This window comes from Yinghuangia sp. ASG 101, assembly GCF_021165735.1.
Lineage (GTDB): Bacteria > Actinomycetota > Actinomycetes > Streptomycetales > Streptomycetaceae > Yinghuangia.
The window spans coordinates 4,135,746-4,159,705 of record NZ_CP088911.1; the positions used below are offsets into that span (position 1 = coordinate 4,135,746).

At 72.7% G+C, this 23,960-nt stretch carries 18 protein-coding genes, 1 tRNA gene and 1 pseudogene; 7 read left to right on the forward strand and 13 right to left on the reverse strand.

The annotated features are described in order from the left end of the window. Positions 1-29: 29 nt before the first annotated feature. The 9 genes from LO772_RS17700 to LO772_RS17740 form a co-directional block, all read right to left on the reverse strand. On the reverse strand, positions 30-1,184 hold the full coding sequence (locus LO772_RS17700) for a potassium channel family protein (protein ID WP_231779369.1): 1,155 nt from the start codon (positions 1,182-1,184) through the stop codon (positions 30-32). Continuing rightward, positions 1,181-2,350, reverse strand: coding sequence for a molybdopterin molybdotransferase MoeA (locus LO772_RS17705; RefSeq protein WP_231779370.1), 1,170 nt, complete (start codon positions 2,348-2,350; stop codon positions 1,181-1,183). The genes LO772_RS17700 and LO772_RS17705 overlap by 4 nt, the downstream gene beginning before the upstream one ends. Further along, the gene (locus LO772_RS17710) at positions 2,347-3,201 is read right to left on the reverse strand and encodes an NTP transferase domain-containing protein (protein ID WP_231779371.1); all 855 of its coding nucleotides are present in this window, start codon (positions 3,199-3,201) and stop codon (positions 2,347-2,349) included. Before LO772_RS17710 ends, LO772_RS17705 begins: the two co-directional genes overlap by 4 nt. Continuing rightward, the gene (locus LO772_RS17715; RefSeq protein ID WP_231779372.1) at positions 3,198-3,941 is read right to left on the reverse strand and encodes a TrmH family RNA methyltransferase; all 744 of its coding nucleotides are present in this window, start codon (positions 3,939-3,941) and stop codon (positions 3,198-3,200) included. Before LO772_RS17715 ends, LO772_RS17710 begins: the two co-directional genes overlap by 4 nt. 19 nt (positions 3,942-3,960) lie before the next feature. Further along, positions 3,961-5,424, reverse strand: coding sequence for an HTTM domain-containing protein (locus tag LO772_RS17720; RefSeq protein ID WP_231779373.1), 1,464 nt, complete (start codon positions 5,422-5,424; stop codon positions 3,961-3,963). After that, positions 5,411-6,136 carry a DUF5819 family protein gene (locus tag LO772_RS17725; RefSeq protein ID WP_231779374.1) on the reverse strand — a complete coding sequence of 242 codons (726 nt, stop codon included), beginning with the start codon at positions 6,134-6,136 and terminating at the stop codon, positions 5,411-5,413. Before LO772_RS17725 ends, LO772_RS17720 begins: the two co-directional genes overlap by 14 nt. A 116-nt stretch (positions 6,137-6,252) precedes the next feature. Continuing rightward, a complete protein-coding gene (locus tag LO772_RS17730) occupies positions 6,253-7,941 on the reverse strand; it encodes an AMP-binding protein (RefSeq protein WP_231779605.1) in 1,689 nt (562 codons plus the stop codon). Positions 7,942-8,022: 81 nt separating this feature from the next. Then, positions 8,023-8,352 (reverse strand): rhodanese-like domain-containing protein, encoded by a 330-nt coding sequence (locus LO772_RS17735; RefSeq protein WP_231779375.1) that lies wholly within the window; start codon positions 8,350-8,352, stop codon positions 8,023-8,025. 227 nt (positions 8,353-8,579) lie between these two features. Continuing rightward, entirely contained in the window at positions 8,580-9,359 is a 780-nt protein-coding gene (locus tag LO772_RS17740; RefSeq protein ID WP_231779376.1) for a hypothetical protein, read from the reverse strand. Positions 9,360-9,555: 196 nt separating this feature from the next. Here LO772_RS17740 and LO772_RS17745 point away from each other — a divergent pair, with 196 nt between their 5' ends. Together LO772_RS17745 and LO772_RS17750 are read left to right on the forward strand one after the other, a co-directional pair. Continuing rightward, positions 9,556-10,143 carry a TetR/AcrR family transcriptional regulator gene (locus tag LO772_RS17745; RefSeq protein WP_231779377.1) on the forward strand — a complete coding sequence of 196 codons (588 nt, stop codon included), beginning with the start codon at positions 9,556-9,558 and terminating at the stop codon, positions 10,141-10,143. Positions 10,144-10,666: 523 nt separating this feature from the next. Next, a complete protein-coding gene (locus LO772_RS17750) occupies positions 10,667-14,263 on the forward strand; it encodes a hydantoinase B/oxoprolinase family protein (protein WP_231779378.1) in 3,597 nt (1,198 codons plus the stop codon). A gap of 7 nt (positions 14,264-14,270) precedes the next feature. On the opposite strand, the gene LO772_RS17755 is transcribed toward LO772_RS17750, so the two are convergent. From LO772_RS17755 to LO772_RS17770, 4 genes are all read right to left on the reverse strand, one after another. Further along, positions 14,271-15,686 carry a DUF2252 domain-containing protein gene (locus LO772_RS17755; protein ID WP_231779379.1) on the reverse strand — a complete coding sequence of 472 codons (1,416 nt, stop codon included), beginning with the start codon at positions 15,684-15,686 and terminating at the stop codon, positions 14,271-14,273. Positions 15,687-15,845: 159 nt separating this feature from the next. Then, positions 15,846-16,256: an organic hydroperoxide resistance protein gene (locus tag LO772_RS17760; protein ID WP_231779380.1), complete on the reverse strand. Its 411-nt coding sequence runs from the start codon at positions 16,254-16,256 to the stop codon at positions 15,846-15,848. A 61-nt stretch (positions 16,257-16,317) separates the two neighbouring features. Next, positions 16,318-16,770, reverse strand: a complete 453-nt coding sequence (locus LO772_RS17765; protein WP_231779381.1) for a nuclear transport factor 2 family protein — start codon at positions 16,768-16,770, stop codon at positions 16,318-16,320. A 206-nt stretch (positions 16,771-16,976) separates the two neighbouring features. Beyond that, a tRNA-Leu gene (locus LO772_RS17770) sits at positions 16,977-17,060 on the reverse strand. Positions 17,061-17,520: 460 nt separating this feature from the next. On the opposite strand from LO772_RS17770, the gene LO772_RS17775 reads away from it, so the two are divergent. The 5 genes and pseudogenes from LO772_RS17775 (at position 17,521) to LO772_RS17795 (ending at position 23,910) form a co-directional block, all read left to right on the forward strand. Beyond that, on the forward strand, positions 17,521-18,453 hold the full coding sequence (locus tag LO772_RS17775) for an FhaA domain-containing protein (RefSeq protein WP_231779382.1): 933 nt from the start codon (positions 17,521-17,523) through the stop codon (positions 18,451-18,453). 10 nt (positions 18,454-18,463) lie between these two features. Continuing rightward, complete coding sequence (locus LO772_RS17780) at positions 18,464-19,000, forward strand: FHA domain-containing protein FhaB/FipA (protein WP_231779383.1); 537 nt, start codon at positions 18,464-18,466, stop codon at positions 18,998-19,000. A 5-nt stretch (positions 19,001-19,005) separates the two neighbouring features. Then, positions 19,006-20,676 (forward strand): PP2C family protein-serine/threonine phosphatase, encoded by a 1,671-nt coding sequence (locus LO772_RS17785; protein ID WP_231779384.1) that lies wholly within the window; start codon positions 19,006-19,008, stop codon positions 20,674-20,676. A 68-nt stretch (positions 20,677-20,744) separates the two neighbouring features. Further along, a pseudogene (locus LO772_RS17790) lies at positions 20,745-22,025 on the forward strand (FtsW/RodA/SpoVE family cell cycle protein); the annotation flags it as partial. Positions 22,026-22,404: 379 nt separating this feature from the next. Then, positions 22,405-23,910, forward strand: a complete 1,506-nt coding sequence (locus LO772_RS17795; protein ID WP_231779385.1) for a penicillin-binding transpeptidase domain-containing protein — start codon at positions 22,405-22,407, stop codon at positions 23,908-23,910. The last annotated feature ends 50 nt before the right edge of the window (positions 23,911-23,960 follow it).

Consider the following 23,960-nt stretch of genomic DNA (forward strand, 5'->3'; position numbering starts at 1 on the left):
GGGTGCCTGTGACTCGCACCCGGGTCGGTTCACGGCCGAGATTGGGCCGTCCCGGCATGCGGCGAGCCGACGCTGCGGATCACCACCAGCCGGTCGCCGGCGGCCAGCTTGGACACCTCCGGGTCGTCGTGCCGCAGCATGCGGTGCCCTCGCACGACCGCGACCACGAGGTCGCGGCACTGGGCCGGCGACTTGCCGGACTCCCTTTTGTCGACCGGTCGTTCGATCAGGTCCATGCCCGAGCCGTAGTGCAGCAGGTCCTCCACGACCTCGCCGACGTTGGGGCTGAGCATCGACACTCCCAGCAGGCGGCCCGCCGCGCTCGCGGTGGTCACCACCGAGTCGGCGCCGCTCTGCCGGATCAGCGGCGAGTTCTCGTCCTCGCGCACCGCGACCACGATCCACGCCCGCCGGTTGAGCTGGCGGGCCGTCAAGGTGACCAGGGCGGCGGTGTCGTCGCGGTTGACGGACACGATCAGGTTCCGGGCCCGCTCGAACTCGGCCCGCCGCAGCACCTCGGCGCGGGTCGCGTCGCCGGTCACCACGACCAGGCCGTCCTGCTCCGACGCGTACGCCGCGGACTCCTGGTCCGCGTCCACGACCACGATGCGCTCCTTCGGCACCCCCTGGGCGAGCAGCGTGTGGATCGCGCTGAACCCCGTGGTGCCGTACCCGACGACAACGGTGTGGTCGCGCAACGTGGACCTCCAACGGGACAGCCGCCACTGCTCGCGGGTGCGTTCGGTGAGTACTTCGAGGGTCGTGCCGACGAGGATGATCAGGAACATCACCCGCAGCGGCGTGATCACCAGAATGTTGACGAGCCGCGCCGACGCGCTCGCCGGGACGATGTCGCCGTAGCCGGTCGTCGACAGCGTCACGGTCGCGTAGTAGGCGGCGTCGAGGAACGACAGCGTCGAATCGGTGGTGTCCCGGTAACCGTCGCGGTCCACATAGACGATCACCACGGTCACGAACAGCACGCCGAGCGCCATCGCGAAGCGCCGCAGCACCTGCCGCAGCGGGCCCTGACGCTCGCGCGGGAAGCTGATGGCCTCGGCGCCCGGCCCGACCGGGTCGTCGACCGACCGCCGCTTGCCGGCCAGCGGGAGCGGGCGCGCCAACGCCCCCATCGGCCCCCGGCGGTCGGAGGGCTGCTCGTCCGGCAGGCGCACCGTCTTCATCGCGGCACCCGCAGCACCTCGGCGCGGTCCCCCGCGCGCAGCCCGCCGGGCGGGACGACGGCCATGCCGTCGGCGACCGCGAAACCCCGCAGCATCGCGGGCCCGGAGAAATGCAGCGGCGTATCGCCGGCCAGCGGCACGAGGCGCGTGTCGTACGGATGTCCCGTCACCGCGGCGGCCACCCGCACCCGGCGCGAGCGCGACGCGGGACGCCCCGACAGCCGGCGCAGCAACGGCACCGCGAGGGTGAGCATGCCCGACACGGCCGCCAGCGGGTTGCCGGGCAGCGCCACCAGGAACCGGCCCGCGCCCGGCCGCGGACCCGGCAGGTGGGCGAGGGCCATGGGATGCCCGGGGCGCACCGCGACACCGTCGACCAGCAACTCGGCGCGCAGCTCGCGCAGCAGCGGGTGCACGTGGTCGACCGGGCCGCCCGCCGTCCCGCCCGTGGTGATCACGACGTCCGCGCGGGACGCCTCCACCGCCTGGCGCAGCGCAGGCAGATCGTCGCCGACACGGCGGACGCGCCGCACGTCGCTGCCCAGTTCGCGCAGCCACGGCGTCAGCAGCGGACCGAGCGCGTCCCGCACGCGGCCGTCACGCGGCGGCCCGGACTCCAGCAATTCGTCGCCCAGCACGAGGACTTCGACGCGGGGGCGGTCGACCACGATCAGCTCGTCGTAGCCCGCCGCCGCCGCGAGCCCGGCCACGCCCGGGGTCACGGCCGTCCCGGCCGGCAGCAACTCGTCGCCGGAACGGCACTCCTGGCCCTGCGCGCGCACGTCGCCGCCCTGCTGCACGTCGCCGAACAGCAGCCGCTCGTCGAGCTTGCTCCGCTCGCCGCGCAGCACGCCCGTGGCGCCGCGCGGCAGCCGGGCTCCGGTGGCGATCTCCACCGCGTCGCCGTCGGCCAGCGTGCCGACCGCGTCGGAGTCGTCGCCCGCCAGCAGGCGGCCCCGGACCCGCCACGGGCCCGGACCCGCGACCGCCCAGCCGTCCATCGCCGACGTGTCGAACGGCGGCAGATCGGTGAGGGCGGTCAGCGGCCTCGCCAGCACGTGGTCGCGGGCGTGGTGCAGTGTGCGCGACACCGCGGGCAGCGGGCGTCCGGCCGCGCGGGCGCGGGCCCGCGCGTCCGGCCACGGGAGACTGGGGCCGCGCCTCACCGCTCGGGGTCCGGATCCGGTCGCCGGTAGGCCGCGGCCAGCGCCTCGGCCTTGCGCAGGGCGTCGGCGACCGCCGCTTCGCCGCCGCCCGCCCGGGCCGCCGCGTAGCCGACCAGGAACGCGGTGAGCGGCGCGGCCGGGCGCACGACGTTGTGCGCCGCGACCTTGGTCATGTCGAGCAGCGCGGCGGTGTCGACGTCGAGTTCCACGCCCAGCTCGGCCTTGACGGCCTCGATCCAGTCCTCCAGCACGTCTTCCATCCTCCCGGAACGAGCCCTGGCCTCGCGTAGCCGGGCCCAGGTGTCGCAGTCGAAGGCCGCCAGTTCCGGATCGGTCACGCGCGTCAGGGCGAGCGGCGCGACCAGCCGCCGCAGGGCCGCGCCGTGCGGGTCCCCGACGGCGTCGAGGGCGGAACGCAGCGCGGTGGTGCGGTAGGCGGCCAGGAGGGGCTGGTCGCGTCCCTCGCCGTCGACCAGGACCGCGCCGTCCGCGTCCGGCTCGTCCAGGGCCGCGACCAGCAGCTCCGCCACCTCCCGGGTCACGAAGGGGAGATCCGCGGCCAGGACCACCACGGCCGGGGCGTCGACGGCGGGCAGCCCCGCGGCCAGTGCCGCGACCGGGCCGCCGCCGGGCGGGTCTTCGCGCGCCCACGCGACCGTCCGCCGCGTCGCCCGCTCGGGGCCGACGACGACCACGGTGCGCGCGCCTTCGCAGGCGTCCACCGCGCGGTCGAGCAGGGTGCGTCCGCCGACCGTCAGCGCGGGTTTGTCGCGGCCTCCGAGGCGCCGCGCGGCTCCGCCCGCGAGGACGACGGCGTCGTACGGCCCACTCGCGGGTCGCCCGGCGGTCACGGCCGCCCCTGCGACCAGCGGAACAGGGCCATGCCCACCGTCGTCGCCAGGTTGAAGCTGGACACGCCCGGCCGCATCGGCACCGCCACACGCCGGGCCGCGCGCGAGCGCATCGCGGACGAGACACCGTGCCGCTCGGAGCCGAACACGAGCACCGCGTCGTCGGGGAGAACGACCTCGCGGAGGTCGTCGCCGTCCGGGTCCAGCACGTGGACGGGCCCGGCGGGCAGGTCGCCGGGGGCGAGGCGCGCGACCGCGGTCGCGAAGTGGAGGCCGGCGCTGCCGCGCACGGCGTTGGGGTGCCAGGGGTCCAGCGTGCCGGTGGTGGCGACGCCGGTGGCGCCGAACCCCGCGGCGAGCCGGACCACGGCGCCGACGTTGCCAAGATTGCGCGGGTTCTCCAGGACGACGACGGGTGCCGGGCGCGCGGTGCGGTCGAAGACCTCCCGTGTGGCCTCGGGGGACGGGAGGACCGCGAGCGCCGCCGTCCCGGTCGGGTGCACGCGCGGCACGAGCCCGCGGAACGCCGCCTCCGGCACCTCGACGACCAGCGCGTCGAGCCGGGCGGCGATGTCGGGGGACAGCTCCTCGGCCATCGCCAGCACGGCCTTCCGGTCGGTGGCGACGGCGACGCGCACGTCCGCGCCGAAGCGCACGGCGTGCTTGAGCGCGTGGAATCCGTCCAGCAGCACGGCACCCGGCACCGCCGCGCGCCACCGCTGTTCGATCTCCGTCGCCATGAGGGTGAGCCTAGGGGCGTCAGGCGGTGTGCGTCGCCGTGGCCCCGGGGCGGACGTCCTCGTCGCTCCCGCCACCGCGTCCACCGTCCCGGCCGGTGCGGACACCGCCCGCGCGGGCTTTCCCGCGACGCAGCAGCCGGCCGCCGAACGCGCGCACGGCCAGCAGGAACGCCGTGGGGAGGAAGACCAGGTCGCCGAGGGCCATCGACGCCGAGAACGCGGGCAGGCCCAGCAGCAGGGCGATGCCCAGGTGCATCGCGACCATGACGGCGATGACGACGTACTTCGCGCGCTTGGCGAACACCAGGAAAACGAACCCGACCTGCGTGAACACCGTCAGGTACGCGAGGGCGGTCGCGGGCACGGGTCCGCCGTCGGCGAGGTCCGAGAGCCACGGCCACGGCTGGAAGTACTCCAGGTTGAGCGCGTAGTGCAGCGCGGTGCCGTCCTGCCAGGTCTCGCCCTGCACCTTGAACAGCCCGGCCGCCGCGTAGATCACGCACACCTGCGCGGCGATCACGAACAGCGCGCAGTGGTGGGCCGCGGCGACGACCGCCGCACGCAGTTGCTCGAGTTCGCGCGGCAGCCGCCACAGGCCGGGCAGGACGACGGCCGCCCCGAGCAGCGACGTCCACCACGGCAGTACGAGCCCGACCGCCACCGCCGCGACGAGCGCGACGAACACGCCGCCTTCCTGACCCGGCCCGGGCGACCGGGGCCGGCCCGTGCGGCGGAGCCGGCGGGCGTCGAGCGACCACACGCGCCCGCTTGCCGTGAACATCAGGTAGAAGCTCATGAGCGTGAGCACGGTATCGCCGCCGTCGGTCATCAGCAGCGAGCGGCTGTTGAACGAGACGACGACCAGGCAGAACAGCACGCTCATCGCCCGTGTGTGCCAGCCGAGGACGAACAACGCCGTCACCACGACGGCGAGGACGTACATCAGCTCGAACCACCAGCGGTCGTCGCGGACCAGCAGGATGCTGACGCCGTCGATCCCACTCAGCAGGCGCCGCGCCATGTCGGGGGACCACGGCGACCGGTCGCCCCACAGCTCGCGCCGGTTGAGGAATTCGCGCAGCAGCGACACGAGGAACACCGCGCCGAAGCCGATGCGCAGCAGCGCGGCTTGGTGGGTGCCGCGCGGCCGGCCGCTCACGCGGGCGAAGAAGGCGACGATCGCTTCGGCGACCCGGAGGTCGAGCGGCTGACGCGCGGGCGCGGCGGCCGGGGCGGGGTGTGCGGGCGCCGGCGCGGTCTCCGGCCCGCCGTCCGGTGCGGCAGGCTCGGTGCGCGCGGTCTGGCGGGGGACGGCGGGCACCGGCCGGGCACCGGCGTCGCCCCGGGCCGCCGCCGCGGGCGCGGGCGCGGGCCCGGGCGCGGATTCGGGCAGGGCTTCGGGCACGGGTCCGGGCGCGGAGTCCGGCGCGGATCCGGGTGTCGGGTCGGGGGTCGCGTCCGGCGTCGGATCAACGGAAGTCATCGGGCCTCGTCTCCCACCAGACGAATTCGCGCGTGGTCGGCGCGGGCGGCACGGCGTCCGGTGCCCCGATGGGCGTCAGCACCGCGCGGATCTGCACCGCGACGATGCCGTCCGCGCGGCCGTCGGCCTGCATGCGCTTGACCACGATGCGGCGCAGGTACTCCTCGGCCAGTTCCGCCCGGCCGGTCGTACGGTTGCCTTCGCTGTCGTGCGAGCCGGAGTAGAACTCCCACGCGCGCCGCAGCAGGTTCTGGTCGGCCTTGCTCGGGAACGGGTTGCCGCGGATGTGCGCGACGTCGTCGCCGGTCAGGTCCATCCACTCCGAGGTGGTCACGGTGCCGTCCGCCGAGCGGTACTGGACGCGGGCGTTCACACGGGTATTGGTGTTGAGCGGATCCGGCGCGAACAAGTGCCAGTTCTGCTCGAAGACCGGGTAGATCCAGTCCCGCGTCTGCTCCTGGTACTCGCGCGACGCGCGGTTCTCCGGCGCGACGTGCAGGAAGACGAACAGCAGGTGGAACGCGACGCCGACAAGAAGGAGCACCGTCACCGCCGCGGCGGCCATCCGGACGCGCGGCGACCGCGCCTCCGGGTCCTCGGGATCGAAGACGACCGCCGGGGGCGGCGGCCCGGAGCCCCGCGCGGCCTCGGCCACCTCGTTCGTCTCACCGGCCTCACCGACCCCGGCGGCCGGGCTCTCCTGCGCGGGCATGGCCCTCCCCGATCGTTGACGGCAGCCGCACGCTACCGGCTCCGCCGCGCCGATGGGGGCGCAACGGCCGCCGCTTCCCCCGACCTCGTCGGCGCGACATCCGCGCTTCACACGCCTCACACGTCGAGTTCCCCGTCCCGTGCGTGCTCCGCGTAGACCGCGAGCAGGGCGGTGCGGTCGTCCGTCGTGAACTCCCGGTACGCCGCCCCGCGTTCCGGTCGCCACCAGACGGGGGCGGTGCGGAATCCCGCGCGGCGCAGCCCGACCCGGTCGACCTTGTTGGTCGCGGTGACCGGAACGCGGTCGACGACGCGGACGAAGCGCGGCGCCATCTTGGTCCCGAGATCGTCCTGGGCGGCGAGGAACGCGTCGAACGCGCCGGGGACGAACTCCGCGCCGGGGCGTAGGTGCAGCGCGGCCATCACCTGGTCGCCGGCGACCGGGTCCGGAACGGCGTACACGACGACGCTGTCGACCGGTGCGAAGCGCGCGAGGATGTCCTCGATGCCGGCGACGGAGAGGTTTTCGCCGTCGACGCGGACCTTGTCGTCGCCGCGGGCCGCGAAGTAGAGGTAGCCGGCCTCGTCGCGGTAGAAGAAGTCCCCCGACCAGTACCGCCGCCCGTCGCGCGTCCGGGCGCGGTCGGCCTCGGCGTTGCGCCAGTAGCCCTCGAAGCCGTTGCGGCCGAGATTGACGAGTTCGCCGATCGCCGCGTCGCCGTTCAGGAGGCGCCCGGCGGTGTCGAAGACCGCCCTCGGGCACTCCTCGCCGGTCTCCGGGTCGAGCAGCGCGGCGTTCCGCGGGCAGGGCCCGATGGCCCGGTCGGGGGTGCCGGGGCGCCAGGTGACGCTCATGCCGCCCTCGGAACTCCCGTACCCCTCCGTCAGCCTGACGCCGAAGCGCCGCTCGAAGCGGCGCATGTCCACGCCGCCGGCCTCGGTTCCGAACGCGCCGCGCAGCGGGTTGTCGGCGTCGTCGGGCCGCTCGGGCGTCGCGAGGAGGTAGGAGACGGCACGGCCGACGTAGGTGAAGTAGGTGGCGCCGAACCGGCGTACGTCGTCGAGGAACGCCGACGCCGAGAACCGGCGGCGCAGCGCGACCGCCCCCTTCGCGCGCAGGGCCGGCGCCCAGTTCGCCATCAGCGCGTTGCCGTGGAACATCGGCATGCAGATGTAGTGCACGCTGTCGCGGTCGAAGCCGAACTGCGCGGTGAGCGCCGTCCCGGCGTTCGCGAGGCGGCCCTGCGAGCAGACGACGCCCTTGGGGGCGCCCGTCGAGCCGGAGGTGAAGACGATGAGCAGGCGCGTCGCGGGGTCGGGCGCGGTGCCGGGGAGGGCCGCGTCGCGGTAGGGGGCGAGGATGCCGGGGTACGCCGGATCGTCGACGACGAGGACGCGCTCGTCCGGTATGCCGAGGTCGAGACCGGCCACCAGCGGCCGGTGCGCGCGGTCGGTCACGAGCACCGAGCAGTCGGTGTGCGTGATGTCGCGGGCGAGGTCGGCGCCGCGCCGGGTGGCGTTGACGCCGACGAGCGTCGCCCCGGACAGTGCCGCGCCCTCCAGCCACAGCGGGAACTCGGGGACGTTGTCGAGCAGGACGCCCACATGCGGGTGGGCGCCGGCCGGGAGCAGGTCGGCGAGCAGCGCGGCACGCGCGGCGGCGGCCCGGGCGACCTGGTCATGGGTCCACGTGCGGTCCCCGGCCATGAGCGCGGTGCCGTGGTCGCCCGCCTGGTCGTGGACGAGTTCGGCGATCGTGGCCATCTGGGCTCCCCGGGCCTGGTTCTGATACACCGTCAGATGCATTGTGGCCACATGATTGACTCTGTCAACAGTGATCACCGGCGCATCGGTGCGAACACAGGCCCGGTCGGAGCCGGACGCCCGTCAGGCCACGAAGGGATCGGCCCCCGACTCCGAGACCATCGGACGGCCCGCCGACTCCCACGCGAGCATGCCGCCGTCGATGTTGGCGACGTCCCAGCCGTGCGCGTCGAGATACTGCGTGACCTGACCGGAGCGCCCGCCGACCCGGCACATCACGTACACGCGCCGGTCCTTGGGCACCTCGTCGACGCGGCCGATGAGCGTGCCCATGGGGATGTGCACGGCGCCCGCGACGTGGCCGGCCCGCCACTCGTCGTCCTCCCGGACGTCGAGCACATAGGCGTCGGCGGGGACCTCGGCGGCGGTGACGGCCGGGGGCGTCTGGGGCATCGGGACTCCGTGTCGTTGGGTCGGTCAGGCGGCTCGCGCGGCGCCGCGGTACCGGGAGCGCGCCGCGCCTCACTCGCGGCCCACGATGCGCGCGCCGCGAGCAACCATTGTGCGGCAACCCCGGCGGTGGGGTGCCGGGCCGCCCGCGAACACCGCGCATCCCGCCCGCGGAACCCACCGGCCGGGCCCGCCGCGCGTCGGCTCACCATCGCGGCCGGTGAGGCGCGCTACCCCAGCAACCCCGCGAGCTCGCCCTCGCGCTTCTCGATGCGGGAGAGAAGCTGCTCCGCGAGGTGCTCCAGCAGCCCGTCCGGATCGTCGGGCGCCAGCGCGAGCAACTGCCCCATCGGCCCGCCCATCAGGGCGCTCCGCTCGGCGTCCAACTGCTCCCGCCGGGCCGTCAGCAGGCCCAGGCGGGTCCGCAGCCACTCCAGGCGGTCCGGTGCCTCCACCGTCGCGCCGGGCCCGCCGGTGGTCCACTCCTCGTCGAGCGTCATCAGCGCCGCCACGTCGCCGGACGCGTACGCGGCGTTCACGCGCGCGATGAAATCCCCCCGCCGCTCCTTCTCGGCCGCGTCCTGCGCGAGATCCGGATGCGCCCGGCGGGCCAGCTCGCGGAACAGGCGGCGGGCCTCGTCGCTCGGCTTCACGCGGCGCACCTCGGCCTCGGGAACCGGCGCCGGCCCGTCGGCGAACGCGTCCATGAGGTCGTCCAGGTCCGGCATCGGCGACACGGCCGCCCGCGCCTCCAGGGCCTTGCGGATGTCGTCCGCGCTGCCGCTGCGGGCCGCCACGGCCTCCGCGACGAGGGCGTCCAACTCGTCCAGACGCTCGTACAAGGGCCCGAGGCGGCGGTGGTGGACGATCGCGAGATTGTCCAGTTCGACACGCAACGTGGCGACGTCGACCTCGGCGTCCAGCAGCTCGGCCTCGACCGCGGTGACCTGCGCCTCCAGGGCCGCCACCTGCGGATCCGACCAGATCGCCGGTGCGTTGCCCTCGTCCATCTCTGCCCTCTTCCGGTATCGAACACGGTTCCCCGGCACGGCCGTCGGCGCCCTCCCCCGCAAACCCGTCGGGTGTCGAGAAGATCAAATCACGCACAACAGCCCACGCCAGCCTAAGTGTTAGGGCAGCATGGTCAGGCCGTCCCTGGCCAGTCGATCCAACCAAGCAGTTGGCTAGAGGGGATAAGATCCAGCCATGCCGCCCGACACCGCACGCACCCGAGCCAAACTTCTCGACGCCGCCCGAGCGGAGTTCGCCGAGCACGGCATCGCCGGCGCACGCGTCGACCGCATCGCCCTGCGCGCCGGGGTGAACAAGGAGCGCATTTATGCGTACTTCGGCAACAAGGAGCAACTCTTCCAGCACGTCCTGAGCGAGTCGCTCCAGGAGCTGACCGCGGTCATCACCATGCCGAGTGACGACCCGGCCGAATACGTCGCGCAGATCTACGACTTCCACTGCGCGCGCCCGGAGCTGCTGCGCCTCCTGCTGTGGGAGGCGCTGTACTACGGGAACGAGCCCATCCCCGACGAGGACCGGCGGGCCACCAGCTACGCCGTGAAGCTGCAGGAGTTCGCCGAACACCTCGGCGTGCAGCCCTCGCCGGACGTGGCCCAACTCCTCTTCTCGCTCATCGGTATCGCCGCGTGGCAGTCCACCATGCCGCAGATGGCCCGGATCATCCTGGGCGGCGAGACGGAGTCCGAACAGGCCAAGGCGCGTCGCCGCGAACACCTGGTCGAGTTCACCCGGCAGTCCATAGCCTCGGCGAAACAGGCCTAGGCGCTGACCGGCAGCACGACGGCACCACAGCGACGACCGGCACCGCCACCTCCGTAGAGGGCACCGGCCGTCGGAACCAACCAGGGATGCACTACAGGATCGACCGCACCGCCGGATTCGACGAGGGCTTCGGGCAGTGGCACCTCGGCGGCGACGCGGCACCGTGGACCGGTGCGAGCGTCGTACGCGGGTGTCATACGGGGGATACCTCGGCGATACGGCGGAACCCATGGCACCAACGGTGACCGGACAACGCGCGTCACACGCGCCCCGGCCACCGCCACGCCCGGCCGGCCCGACGGCGCGCATCGACTCCGCGCCCCGGGCCGACCGCGCCCTGGGCGCCACCGCCCGCGACACACCGCGGGCCCGCCCCGCGCGCCGGCCGCACCCGCGGCTCACTCCCCGGCCCCACATCCGGCCGACTTCGCGCCGCGGACACCGCCCGCACCCCATGCGCCAAGATGTCCTGCGAGCACATGCCCGCCCAGGCGCCGCGCGCCTGGCGACGTCTGGAGGAGACGTGACCGGTCGGCGCTGGCAGTTCTGGGTGGACCGCGGCGGGACCTTCACCGACATCGTCGCGCGGCGGCCCGACGGGCGCCTGGTGACCCGCAAGCTGCTGTCCGAGAACCCCGGCCGGTACCGCGACGCCGCGGTGGCGGGGATCCGCGAACTCCTCGGCCTCGACGACAGCCAACCCGTCACCCCCGAACTCGTCGAGCAGGTGCGCATGGGGACGACCGTCGCCACCAACGCCCTCCTGGAGCGCAAAGGCGAGCGCACCGCGCTGGTGATCACGCGCGGCTTCCGCGACGCGCTGCGCATCGCGTACCAGAACCGCCCCCGCATCTTCGACCGCGACATCGTGCTGCCCGAGGCGCTCTACGAGCGCGTCATCGAGGTCGACGAGCGCCTGGCCGCCGACGGCACCGTGCTGCGCGCGCCCGACCTCGGCGACGGGAGCCCGACCGCCCTCGCCCTGAGGCGCGCGTACGACGACGGCATCCGCGCGGTCGCCGTCGTCTGCCTGCACAGCTACGTCGCCCCCGACCACGAGCACGCGATCGGCGCCCTCGCCGCACGGATCGGCTTCCCGCAGATCTCGCTCTCCGGCGACGTGAGCCCCCTCATGAAGATCGTGCCGCGCGGCGACACCACCGTGGTCGACGCCTACCTCTCCCCGGTCCTGCGCCGCTACGTCTCCCAGGTCGCCGAGCAACTGCCGGGCGTACGGCTGATGTTCATGCAGTCGAACGGCGGCCTCGCGGAAGCCGGGCACTTCCGGGGCAAGGACGCCGTGCTGTCCGGCCCGGCCGGCGGCATCGTCGGCATGGCGCGCATGTCGGAGGCGGCCGGATTCGCCAAGGTCATCGGCTTCGACATGGGCGGCACGTCCACCGATGTGTCCCACTACGTCGGCGCGTACGAGCGGGTCTTCCACACCCTCGTCGCCGGAGTGCGGCTGCGCGCGCCCATGCTCGCCATCGACACCGTCGCCGCGGGCGGCGGCTCGATCCTGCGCTTCGACGGCGGGCGCTACCGGGTCGGCCCCGAGTCCGCCGGCGCCGACCCCGGCCCCGCGTGCTACCGCAAGGGCGGGCCGCTGACCGTCACGGACGCCAACGTGATGCTCGGCAGGATCCAGCCCGCGCACTTCCCCCACGTCTTCGGGCCGGACGGCGACCGGCCCCTCGACGCCGACCACGTCCGCGGGCTCTTCACCGCGCTCGCCGCGAAGATCCGCGAGGCGACCGGCGACGACCGCACGCCGGAGGAGGTCGCCGAGGGGTTCCTGCGGGTCGCGGTGGCGAACACGGCCGCCGCGGTCAAGCGCATCTCGGTCGAGAAGGGCCACGACGTCGGCGAATACGCCCTCACCACGTTCGGCGGCGCGGGCGGCCAACACGCCTGCGCGCTCGCGGACTCCCTGGGCATCCGGACCGTGCTCGTGCCGCCGATGGCCGGCGTGCTGTCCGCCCTGGGCATCGGCCTGGCCGACACCACCGCGATGCGCGAGCACGCGGTGGAGGCACGGCTCACCCCGGAGTCCATGCCCGCGGCCGTCGCCACCGCCGACGCGCTGGAGGCCGAGGCCCGCGCGGAGCTGGCCGACGAGGACATCCCCGAGACGCGCGTCCGCGTCACGCGCCGCGCCCACCTGCGCTACGACGGCACCGACACCGCGCTCGCGGTCGACCTCGCCGCACCGGAGGCCATGACCGCCGCGTTCGAGGGCCTGCACCGACGGATGTACTCGTTCGTGATGGACCGTCCCCTGGTCCTGGAGTCGGTCTCGGTGGAGGCGACCGGCCTGACCGAACGCCTCGACACATACGGCACGCCCGCGCGGGCCGACGCCGCCGCGGACGCCGACACGGTCCGCGCGTACACCCGCGGCGCGTGGCGCGAGGTCCCGCTGTACCGCCGCGAGGCCATGGCCCCCGGCACCGCCGTCACCGGCCCGGCGATCATCGCCGAGGCCGACTCCACCACCGTCGTCGACGACGGCTGGCGGGCGACCGCCGCACCGCCGGGTCACCTGCGCGTCGAGCGCGTCGCGGCCCCCGCGGCGGCCCGGGCCGGTACCGAGGCCGACCCCGTCCTGCTGGAGATCTTCAACAACCTCTTCATGTCGATCGCCGAACAGATGGGCGTCGCCCTGGAGTCCACCGCGCAGTCCGTCAACATCCGCGAACGGCTCGACTTCTCCTGCGCGCTCTTCGACCCCGACGGCAACCTCATCGCCAACGCCCCGCACATCCCCGTCCACCTGGGGTCGATGGGCATGGCGGTCAAGGAGGTGATCCGCCGCCGCCCCGACGTCAAGCGCGGCGACGTGTACGCCGTCAACGACCCGTTCCACGGCGGCACGCACCTGCCCGACATCACCGTCATCACCCCGGTGTTCGACGCGCCGGGCGCCCGGATCCTCTTCTTCGTCGCCGCCCGCGGCCACCACGCGGAGATCGGCGGACGCACCCCCGGATCCATGCCGGCCGACAGCCGCGACATCCGCGAGGAAGGCGTGCTGCTCGACAACTGGCTCCTCGTCGACGGCGGGCGGCTGCGCGAGCACGAGACGCTGCGGCTGCTCGCGGACGCCCCGCACCCCTCCCGCGACCCGCGGGCCAACCTCGCCGACCTGCGCGCCCAGATCGCCGCGAACGCCAAGGGCGTCGAGGAAGTCGGGCGCATGATCGACCACTTCGGCCTCGACGTCGTGCAGGCCTACATGAAGCACGTGCAGGACAACGCCGAGGAGGCGGTGCGCCGCGTCATCGACGGCCTCGACGACGGCGCGTACCGCTACGAGACCGACGCGGGGGCGGTCATCGCGGTACGCGTCACCGTGGACCGCGCGCGCCGCTCGGCGACGATCGACTTCACCGGTACGTCGGCCCAACTCGACAGCAACCTCAACGCGCCGTCATCGGTCGTCGGCGCCGCGGTGCTGTACGTCTTCCGCACCCTGGTCGCCGACGACATCCCGCTCAACGAGGGCTGCCTGCGCCCCCTGCGCATCGTGGTCCCGCCCGGCTCGATGCTCGCCCCGGAGTTCCCGGCGGCCGTCGTCGGGGGCAACGTCGAGACCTCGCAGGCGGTCACCGGCGCGCTCTACGCCGCGATGGGCGTCCAGGCCGAGGGCGCCGGCACCATGAACAACATCACCTTCGGCAACGAACGCCACCAGTACTACGAGACGCTCGGCTCCGGCTCGGGCGCGGGCGACGGCTTCGACGGCGCCTCCGTCGTGCAGACCCACATGACCAATTCGCGGCTCACCGACCCGGAGGTCCTGGAGCACCGGTTCCCCGTGCTGCTGGAGGAGTTCGCGATCCGGCACGGCAGCGGCGGCGCGGGCCGCTCACGCGGCGGCGACGGCGCCGTACGCCGCATCCGCTTCCTCGAACCGATGACCGTCAGCCTGCTGTCGCAGAACCGCCGCGTCCCGCCCTACGGCATGGCGGGCGGCGCCCCCGGCGCCGTCGGCCGCAACCGCGTCCGCCGCGCCGACGGCACGATCGTCGCGCTGGACGGCTGCGACGTCGTGCCGGTCGGCGTGAACGACACCCTGGAGGTGGAGACTCCCGGCGGCGGCGGATACGGCACCCCGTGACGGAGGCCTACACGCCCGTCTCCGCGGGCAGGCGCCCGGACGCCACCGCCGCGACCAGTTCCGCGTGGTCGCGCTCGGTCCGGTCCGCGTACGCCACCGCGAACGCCGCGATCGCCTCGTCCAGCTTCCCGCTCTTGCCGCAGTAGCCGGCCAGCAGCTTCGGATCCACCGAGTGGCTGTGCGCCCGGGCCAGCAGGGCACCCGTCATCCGGGCGTAGTCGTCGAGCTGGTCGGGGGGCAGCGTGCTCGCGTCGATGCTGCCCTTCTTGTTGCGGAACTGTCGCACCATGAAGTGCCGTTCGCCGATGCTCGTCCAGCCCAGCAGGGTGTCGGTGACCGCCTGCATCACCTTCTGGCCGATGACGATCCGGCGCCCCTCGTGCCCGGTGTCGGGAAGACCGAGTGCGGGCGCCAGCGCGGACTTGCGCGCCTCCTTCACCTGGAGGACCAGCGGCTCGTCCCCGCTGCCCTCCAGCATCACCACGTACGCGCGCAGCCCGACGCTCCCTGTGCCCACCACGCGGAACGCGACATCCTCCACCGCGAACCGCTCGAACATCGGCCGCCGTTCCGGCGAGAGCGTCTCCACATACCCCGCCAACGACCGCGCCACCGCGTCGGCGGTCTCGTCGTCGACCACCGTCAGGACCGGCGGCTCCGGAACGAACCTCCGCCGCCCGTCCGCCAGTTCGACCGTAGCGCGCGACGCGAACCGCGCGCTGGTGTTCTTGTGCGCCTTGGCCGAGACGCGCTCCAGGACGCCCGACAGGTCGTGCGCCTCCGCGTGCCACACCAGCGACTCGTCCGCGATCGCCTGCCACGCCTGGAGCACCGGCATCCCGGCCAGCAGGGCCAAAGTCTTCCGGTACGCCTCCGCCGCGTCCCGCGCGGCGTCCCGGCAGACGTCCTCCCCGGCACCGCCGACCCGCCCCGCGACCACCAGGCTCGCCGCGAGCCGCTTGAGGTCCCACTCCCACGGCCCCGGAACCGTCTCGTCGAAGTCGTTGACGTCCATCACCAGGCGCCCGTCACTCGCCCCGAACAACCCGAAGTTGCCCGCGTGCGCGTCCCCGCAGATCTGCGCGGTCACCCCGGTCACCGGCGTCTTCGCCAGGTCCGCGGCCATCAGCCCCGCCGAGCCCCGCAGGAACGCGAACGGCGTGGCCACCATCCGCCCGATCCGCAGCGGCACCAGCCCGGGCAGACGCCCCTGATTCGCCTGCTCCACGACATCAAGCACCGCGGGCCGGTCATCCCCCGCCTCGAACCGATCGTGATCGGCCCGCGACAACCCCTTCCGCAGCGCCCTGCCCACCGCCTTCGCCTTCGCCGCCTCCCGCGACCGGAACCCGGGGACCGTGAAGTCCCGCCCCTCCAGGGTCACTTCGTCCCGCACATCCTCCAGCGGCCCGGCCAGCGCCATCCCCAAACCCTCCGACTCCCGCACCCGGCGATCCCCCGAACCTCCCGAAACTATCGCCCGCCACACGGTCCTTCGACCCGCACATCGCAAAGAAGCGGCGGTCGGCCGGTGGACGGGGAACCCACCGGCCGGCCACCGCGGTTCGCGGCGGACCGCGGCCTACTCGACGACCAGCTCCACCGGGATGTTGCCGCGCGTGGCGTTGGAGTAGGGGCAGACCCGGTGCGTCGCCTCCAGCAGCGCGCGGCCGGCGTCGCCGGAGAGGTGGTCCGGGAGTTCGACGCGCAGCGTGACGCCGAGCGTGAACCCGCCCTCGTCGTTCGCGTCGAGCGAGACCTCGGCGGTGACCGACGCGTCCGCCGCGTCCACGTTCTGCCGCTTCGCGACCAGTTGCATCGCGCTGGCGAAGCACGCGGCGTAGCCCGCCGCGAACAACTGCTCGGGGTTCGTCCCGATGCCGTCGCCGCCCAACTCCTTCTGCATGCCGAGCTTGACGTCGAGTCGACCGTCCGAGCTGACCGCCCGCTTGTCCCGCCCGTCCGAAGTCGCGATCGCGGTGTAGAGGCTCATGGGGTCCCTCCTGAGACGCGTCGGGCCGCCCTCCACCGCGTCCTGCCCGAAACCTGACAGCTCACCCCGCCACCGGCCCCGACGCGAAGGCCCGCGCGACCGCGAGGCTGTCCTCATAGACGTGGTGCCGGGTGATCAGCCCGTCCTCCACCGTCAGATGCAGCGCGAACCTCGCGCGATAGGGCCGCCCGGTCGAGCGGGCGGTCTGCCGGATGTCCCCGGTCACCACCGCGTGTTCACCGTCCACGAGCACACGCTCGATCTCCGTCCCGGCCTCCCCGGGGACATGGTGCTCACCGATCTGCCGGAAATGCTCGGCCGCGTCCGCCCCCGTCGCACGACGACGAATCCACGGCGTCTCCGCCCGCCCGTGCTCCTCCGCGGGCCAGTCGAGCCGCCAGTCGACCGCGTCGGCGTACAACGCGGCGATCGCGTCGGGATCCCCCGCACCGATGCGGCGGAGCAGTTCGGTCACGACGGACCGGGTGGTCGAGGCGCGCTTGTCCGGACTCATGTCGGCTGGTCTCCCGGGAAGAGGCGGAGCACCCGACCGTCCGGCCGGTGCGATGCCCCGAACCTACGAACGCGGCTCCCGCCCCCGAATCAGTCGCCCATCAGTCACCGCGCCCGCGTCGGCACACGCACCCGCACAACGAAAAATGCCCCTCCCCGAGACTTCCGTCTCCGGTGAGGGGCACCTTCGTGCGGTGCAACTCGCGGTGCGCGAGGGGGGAGTTGAACCCCCACGCCCTTTCGGGCACTGGAACCTGAATCCAGCGCGTCTGCCTATTCCGCCACCCGCGCGAGCAACGGTTGAAGATTAGCACGGAAGCCGGGGCCGACTCGAATCCTTACCCGCCGGCCGCCCTCGGCACTCCCCCACGGCCCCCACAGCACCCCCAAAGCACACCGAAAGGCGCACAGCGCCCCCGGCCGCCCCTTCTTTGCCCGGGGCCATCCCCGCCGCCCCCGGGTCTCCGGCATGCTTGACCTGCGACGCCCGGATGTCCGGTGCGGCGGTGGGGTAGACGCACGGGGTCAAACACAACGACGACAAGCGAGCCAGGACGAAGGGCCGGGGGTGCGAGGAATCCTTGTGAGGGCCGACACTCCCTACAGTGACCGTGACGGGGAACCATGCCCGTTTCTCGCGCGTGGATACGATCAGTGAGCACACTGTGGGACCCCCTGGACCGGCACCCGCCCGGTCCGGGACGCCCGTGCCCCGCGCGGCGACGGCGACGCTTGAAGGAAGGAGGTGCCCGTGGGTGTCCTGAAGAAGTTCGAACAACGACTTGAGGGCATGGTCAACGGCGCCTTCGCCAAGGCTTTCAAGTCGGATGTCCAGCCGGTCGAGATCGCCAGCGCGCTCAAGCGCGAGTGCGACAGCAACGCGACCATCTGGAACCGCGACCGCACGATGGTCCCCAACGACTTCGTCGTCGAGTTGGGCTCACACGATTACGAGCGCCTGAGCCCGTACGCCGAGCAACTCGGCGCCGAACTGTCCACGATGGTCCGGGACTACGCCCAGCAGCAGCGCTACTCCTTCATCGGACCGGTCGAGGTGCACTTCGAGCAGGCCGACGACCTCGACACCGGCCTGTACCGGGTCCGCAGCCAGGCCCTCGCCGGCAGCCAGTCGCAAGGCGCCCCGGGCTACGGTCCGCCCACCGGGCCGGCGGCTCCTCCTCCCGGTCCGGCGCCATACGGCGCCGATCCGCGCTACGCTCCCCCAGGGTCGCACGGCGGACCGCCGCAAGGCCCCGCTCCGCACTTCCAGCAGCAGCCCCCGCCCTCGTACCCGCAAGGCGGCATGCAGTCCGGTGTGCCCATGGGCGGCCCACCCGGCAGCCTTCCGCCTCGGCCGCCGAGCCCCCCACCGGGCCCGGCGCCCGCCCCGTATCGGGCACCGGTGCTGCGCAGTTGGGTCGAGATCAACGGTTTGCGCCATGATCTGAAGGCCCCGGTCGTCAAGTTGGGCCGGAGCACCGACGCGGACGTGCGGGTCGACGACCCGAGCGTGTCGCGGCACCATGCCGAGATCCGTGTCGGCCCGCCGCCGTCGATCGCCGACCTGGGGTCGACGAACGGCATCGTCGTGGACGGGCAGCACTGCCAGCGTGCCGCGCTCCGCGACGGATCGAGAATCGTCTTGGGCAGTACCACTGTCGTGTTCCGTCAAACCGAGGGGTGACATCGGGCGCATGTCTGAGCTGACCCTCACCGTCATGCGGCTGGGTTTCCTCGCCGTGCTGTGGCTGTTCGTGATCGTCGCGGTCCAGGTGATCCGCAGCGACCTGTTCGGCACGCGCGTCACCCAGCGGCCGATGCGCCGGCGCGCCACCGCCGCGCAGGCCGCCGGATCCGCCGCGGCGGTGTCTCCACCGGCAGCCCAGCAGGCGCCTCCGCAACAGAGCCGAGGGCAGCGTGGCCGCGCGTCGCGCAACGCCCCCTCGAAGCTCGTCATCACCGAGGGGTCCCTCACCGGCACCACGATGAATCTGACCGACCAGCAGATCACCATCGGCCGGGCCCACGACTCCGCCATCGTGCTCGACGACGACTACGCGTCGAGCCGGCACGCTCGCATCTACCCGGCTCCCGACGGCTCGTGGGTCGTGGAGGACCTGGGGTCGACCAACGGCACCTACCTGGACCGCACGCGTTTGACCGGACCGACCCCCGTACCCCTCGGAGCGCCGATCCGCATCGGCAAGACCGTTATCGAGCTGCGCAGGTAGCCTGAATGAGCCTCTCTCTCCGCTTCGCCGCCGGATCGCACAAAGGCATGATCCGCGAGGGCAACGAGGACTCCGGCTACGCCGGTCCCCGTCTGCTCGCGGTCGCCGACGGCATGGGCGGCGCCGCCGCGGGCGAAGTGGCCAGTTCCGAGGTCCTGTCCACGATCGTGGAACTCGACGAGGACCTTCCCGGCGCCGATCTGCGCGAGGCGCTGCGCGGCGCGGTGGACCGCGCCAACGACCGGCTGCGCGTCATGATCGAGGACGACCCCGGCCTGGAGGGCATGGGGACGACGCTCACCGCCCTGCTGTGGGCGGGCACCGGCCTCGGCCTCGTGCACGTCGGCGACTCGCGCGCGTACCTGCTGCGGGACGGCGTCCTGGAGCAGATCACCCAGGACCACACGTGGGTGCAGCGGCTCGTCGACGAGGGCCGCATCACCGAGGAGGAGGCCGGCCACCACCCGCAGCGCTCGCTGCTGATGCGCGCGCTCGACGGCCGGGGCCAGGTCGAACCCGACCTCGCGGTACGCGAGGCCCGGGCCGGCGACCGCTATCTCGTGTGCAGCGACGGCCTGTCGGGCGTGGTCAGCCGCGAGACCATGCAGGACACCCTGCTGGCGCTGGTCGATCCGCGCGACGCCGTCCAGGAGTTGATCCAACTCGCGCTGCGCGGCGGCGGCCCCGACAACATCACGTGCATCGTCGCCGACATCGTCGACGTCGACGAAACCCCGTCCGACATCCCGATGGTGGTCGGCGCGGTCGCCGACGACCGGTCGGGCGACACCGCGACGCTGCCCAACACCCCGGCGTCCCGCGCGCACGAACTCACCGCCGGGGAGTACGAGAACGAGGCACTGGTCCCGGAGACCGGCCCGCCGAGCCGGCGGCGCCCGAAGCCCGCGTGGCGGCGCACGCTGCCGATCTGGGGTCCGGCGGTCGTGGTCCTCGCCGCGCTGGGCGGCGCCTACTGGTGGACGCAGACGCAGTACTACGTGGCGCGGGACGGCGACCATGTGGCGATCTACCGCGGCATCGACGCGGAGATCTTCGGTTTCTCGCTGTCCAAGCCCTACAAGCACTACGACGCCGTCACCATGAAGCTGATCGGCGCCGAGTACCGCGACAGCGTCACCGAGCGCTACGACGCGTCGAGTCTCGACGACGCCCGCAACTACGTCGCGAAGCTCAAGCACCAGTCCGAGGTGTGCCGCACGGTCGTCACCTGGAACCAGGAGCAGGCGAAGGCCGTCTCTTCCCAGGAACCGCAGACCCCCGCCCCGGAGCAGCCGCAGCCGTCGCCGTCCCCGGGCAACGGCCTCCCGGAGGGCACGAACGTGAGCACGGCCCAGACGGTGCAGGCCGCCCCGATGAGCACCCCGACACCGGCCGCGACCGGCCGGCCCGGCTCGGACAGCGTCTCGCGGTCGACCCCGAGGGCCACGCCGCCGACGCGGACGGCACCCGCGGCCGACCCGTCGGGCGACCCCACCGCCAGTTCCACGACCGAGCCCGGGCAGCGCGGGTCGAACGGAACCACGCCCGCCCCCGACCCGAACGCCACGACGGCGCCGCCCGCCGCCGCACCGGCCCCCCCGGCACCGCGCATCGATCTGGGCCCTGACCAGGAACTGATCATCAAGTGCGACGAACAGCCGATCGAACCCAGTTGAGGGGGAACGCCGTGAGCAACACGACGATCACCCCGCAGTCGGCTCCGAACCGTCGCAACACCGAGCTGATGATGCTCGGGTTCGCGGTGCTGGTGCCGGTGCTCGCGTACGCGAACATCGGTCTGGCGGGGAACGGCAGTCTGCCCGCGGGGCTGGTGACGTACGGGTTCGGGCTCGGCCTGATGGCGGGCGTCGGGCACCTGGTGGTCCGCAAGTTCGCGCCGTACGCCGACCCGCTGCTGCTGCCGCTGGCGACGTTCCTCAACGGCATGGGGCTCGTCCTCATTTACCGGCTCGACCTGGATCTGAGCCGCAAGGCCGCGCCGACGCAGCTGATGTACACCGGCGTCGGCGTCGCGCTGTTCGTCGCCGTCGTGGTGTTTCTGCGCGACCACCGCATCCTCCAGCGCTACACGTACATCGCGATGCTGGTGGCCCTGGTGCTGCTGGTGTCGCCCATCCCGTTCCCCGGCGACACCTACGGCGCGAAGATCTGGATCCGCCTCGGGCCGTTCTCGATCCAGCCCGGCGAGTTCACGAAGATCGTGCTCACGGTGTTCTTCGCGGGCTACCTGATGGTCAAGCGCGACGCGCTCGCGCTGGCGAGCCGCAAGGTCATGGGCGTGTACCTGCCGCGTGGCCGCGACATGGGCCCGATCCTCGTGGTCTGGCTGCTGAGCCTGCTGATCCTGGTCTTCGAACGCGACCTGGGCACGTCGCTGCTGTTCTTCGGCGTCTTCGTCATCATGCTGTACATCGCGACGGAGCGGGTCAGCTGGCTGCTGTTCGGCGTCCTGATGGCCGGCCTCGGTGCCGCGGTCGTCGGGTCGGTCGAGCCGCACGTCAAAAGCCGCGTGGACTCCTGGCTCGACCCGCTGGCCATCTACGACCCGGTCCACCCCAAGGGCACCTCCGACCAGCTCGCGCAGGCGATGTTCGGCTACGGCGACGGCGGCCTGATCGGCACGGGGCTCAACCAGGGCTACCCCAACGAGATCGGCTTCGCCGCGCGCAGCGACTTCATCCTCACCACCGTCGGCGAAGAGCTGGGGCTCGCCGGGATGATGGCGATGTTCATGGTGTACGGCCTGCTCGTCGAGCGCGGCCTGCGCACCGCGCTCGCCGCCCGCGACCCGTTCGGCAAGCTGCTCGCGGCGGGCCTGGCCGTGGTCATGGCGCTCCAGGTCTTCGTCGTCGCGGGCGGTGTCACCGGCCTCATCCCGCTGACCGGTATGACGATGCCGTTCCTCGCGCAGGGCGGTTCGTCGGTCATCACCAACTGGATCCTGGTCGCCATACTCATCGTGATCAGCCACACCGCCCGGCGGCCCGCGCCGTCGGTCGCCGCGGGCGAGGTGTCGGCGACGCAGAACAGCCGCGGCGGACGCCGTCGGCGCAACGACTTCACCGAGACGCCGCTCGACCCGGCGGACCAGGACGAGTTGGCCGAGCCGACGCCGGTGCAGGGTTCGCAGCTCGGCGGCCTCGCCGACGACGCGGGTCCGTCGGCCGGGCCGCCGAACGACCAGGCGACCGTGAGCCGTTCGGCCGCGGGGCCGGGGGAGTCGGCCGAACCCGTGTCGTCCCCCGACGCGTTGACGATGCTGGGGGGCGTGGCGGCCGTACCGCCGCCTCCGGCGACGCCGCCGGCGCCGCCGAGCGCCGATCCGCCGCCGCCCGGACCCGCCGGACAGAGGGGACACAGCCAGTGAGGGATTGGGATCGCAAGTGAACAAGCCACTGCGCAAAGTGTCCGTCTTCTGCCTGATACTGGTCGCCGCTCTCATGCTGCGGTCGAACTGGGTCCAGGTCGTCAAGGCCGACGACTACGCCGACCATCCGCAGAACAGGCGGGCGGTGTACGAGGAGTACTCCCACCCCCGCGGTGACTTCCTGGTCGACAACAAGCCGATCACCGGGTCGGAGAAGACCGACAGCAAGAAGTTCGAGTACCAGCGCACGTACACGAACGGCCCGATGTACGCGCCCGTCACCGGCTTCAAGTCGCAGTTCTTCGGCAGCAACCTGCTGGAGAACATCGAGGACGACATCCTCAACGGCGACGACGACCGCCTGTTCGTGCGCCGCGTGATCGACGTCATCACCGGCAAGGACCGGCGCGGCGGCAACGTCGAGCTGACCATCAACGCCGCCGCCCAGGAAGCCGCGTTCAAGGGCCTCAACGGCAAGACCGGCGCCGCGGTCGCGATCGACCCGGCCACCGGCAAGGTCCTCACGATGGTGTCGACCCCGTCGTACGACCCGAGTCTGCTCGCGGTCAACGACAACGCGGCGCAGAGCGAGGCCTGGAAGACGCTCAACGAGGACCCGGCCAAGCCGATGGACAACCGCGCCATCCGCTACACCTACGCCCCCGGGTCGACGTTCAAGCTCATCACCGCGGCGGCGGCGCTCTCCAGCGGCAAGTACAAACCCGATGAGGCCACGAAGTTCGACTCTCCCATCCGGTATCCGAACTCGAACCAGTCGCTGACCGACCACCCCGGAGTGGCGAACTGCAAGGGCGCGACCCTCGAACGCGCCCTGGAGATCTCCTGCAACACCGTGTTCGCGGGCGTCGCGACCGACCTCGGCGACGAGGCGATCAAGGCCCAGGCGGAGAAGTTCGGCTTCAACGACTTCGGCAAGTACGACTTCACCAAGGGCGGCGCCGACACCAAGAACAACCTCGACATCCCCGCCCGCGTCAACGCCAGCCTCTATCCGGAGAACGAGGACGACGCGCAGGTGATGCGCGCGGCGATCGGCCAGCAGAGCGTCCGGGCCACACCGCTGCACATGGCCATGGTCGTCGCGGCGATCGCCAACAACGGCAAGGTGATGCAGCCGTCGCTGGTCAACGCCCTGCGCTCGCAGAGCCTGGACACCATCGAGAGCTTCCAGGAGAAGCAGATCAGCGAGGCGGTCAGCCCCGAGGTCGCCAAGCAGCTCCAGGACATGATGGTCGGGGTGGTGACCGAGGGCAGTTGCCCGAGCGCCAAGATCGACGGTGTCAAGGTCGGCGGCAAGACCGGCACCGCCCAGCGCGGTGTGAACAATTCGAGCCCGCCGTACGCCTGGTTCGTCTCGTTCGCCGAGGTCGACGGCAAGAAGGTCGCCGTCGCCGTCGTGGTCGAGGACCAGGGAGCCGATGTCGAGCGCGACGACATCAGCGGCTGCGCCGCCGCGGCCCCGACGGCCGTCGGGATCATGAAGGCGGTGCTCGGCAAGTGAGACCCGACACATCGGGGCGGGCCCGCTTGATCGACTTGACCAGTCTGTGA

Coding starts and splice junctions, on each gene's coding strand:
- LO772_RS17700 (WP_231779369.1), bottom strand. CDS start 1,184: ATGAAGACGGTGCGCCTGCCGGACGAGCAGCCCTCCGACCGCCGGGGG.
- LO772_RS17715 (WP_231779372.1), bottom strand. CDS start 3,941: ATGGCGACGGAGATCGAACAGCGGTGGCGCGCGGCGGTGCCGGGTGCC.
- LO772_RS17720 (WP_231779373.1), bottom strand. CDS start 5,424: ATGACTTCCGTTGATCCGACGCCGGACGCGACCCCCGACCCGACACCC.
- LO772_RS17725 (WP_231779374.1), bottom strand. CDS start 6,136: ATGCCCGCGCAGGAGAGCCCGGCCGCCGGGGTCGGTGAGGCCGGTGAG.
- LO772_RS17730 (WP_231779605.1), bottom strand. CDS start 7,941: ATGCATCTGACGGTGTATCAGAACCAGGCCCGGGGAGCCCAGATGGCC.
- LO772_RS17735 (WP_231779375.1), bottom strand. CDS start 8,352: ATGCCCCAGACGCCCCCGGCCGTCACCGCCGCCGAGGTCCCCGCCGAC.
- LO772_RS17740 (WP_231779376.1), bottom strand. CDS start 9,359: ATGGACGAGGGCAACGCACCGGCGATCTGGTCGGATCCGCAGGTGGCG.
- LO772_RS17745 (WP_231779377.1), top strand. CDS start 9,556: ATGCCGCCCGACACCGCACGCACCCGAGCCAAACTTCTCGACGCCGCC.
- LO772_RS17755 (WP_231779379.1), bottom strand. CDS start 15,686: ATGGCGCTGGCCGGGCCGCTGGAGGATGTGCGGGACGAAGTGACCCTG.
- LO772_RS17760 (WP_231779380.1), bottom strand. CDS start 16,256: ATGAGCCTCTACACCGCGATCGCGACTTCGGACGGGCGGGACAAGCGG.
- LO772_RS17765 (WP_231779381.1), bottom strand. CDS start 16,770: ATGAGTCCGGACAAGCGCGCCTCGACCACCCGGTCCGTCGTGACCGAA.
- LO772_RS17780 (WP_231779383.1), top strand. CDS start 18,464: ATGTCTGAGCTGACCCTCACCGTCATGCGGCTGGGTTTCCTCGCCGTG.
- LO772_RS17785 (WP_231779384.1), top strand. CDS start 19,006: ATGAGCCTCTCTCTCCGCTTCGCCGCCGGATCGCACAAAGGCATGATC.